This is a genomic window from Streptomyces muensis, from assembly GCF_021474425.1.
Taxonomy (GTDB): domain Bacteria; phylum Actinomycetota; class Actinomycetes; order Streptomycetales; family Streptomycetaceae; genus Streptomyces; species Streptomyces muensis.
Genome location: NZ_JAKEIP010000668.1, coordinates 1 through 330 on the forward strand (window position 1 = coordinate 1; position 330 = coordinate 330).

The 330-nt window shown below is 75.2% G+C and carries 1 protein-coding gene; it reads right to left on the reverse strand.

The window, feature by feature from the left end; translation table 11 throughout:
- A partial coding sequence (locus L0P92_RS44960) for an MBL fold metallo-hydrolase (protein WP_234768872.1) occupies positions 1–330 on the reverse strand: 330 nt, incomplete at both ends.

Below are 330 nucleotides of genomic sequence, written 5' to 3' on the forward strand. Positions count from 1 at the left end.
CGGCGGGGGCGAGGCGGGCGACGCGTTCGAGGGAGGCGAGGTAGTCGCCGAGGGGGTCGGTGACCTCCCCCACGCTCGAATACGCTCGCGCGGGGGGACCCCCATTGTCGTCGGGGTCCTCGTACAGGCCGATGTGCGGGGTGATCTCGGGGAGGAGGTGGTCGCCGGAGAACAGGCGGCCGTGGCCCGGGAGTTGGGCCGGGTGCTCCTCCTCCAGGTGCAGGCAGACATGGCCGGGGGTGTGGCCCGGCGTCCAGATCGCGCGCAGACGGCGGCCGGGGAGGTCGAGGAGCTCGCCGGGGACGATCTCGCGGTCGGGGTCGGCGGGGG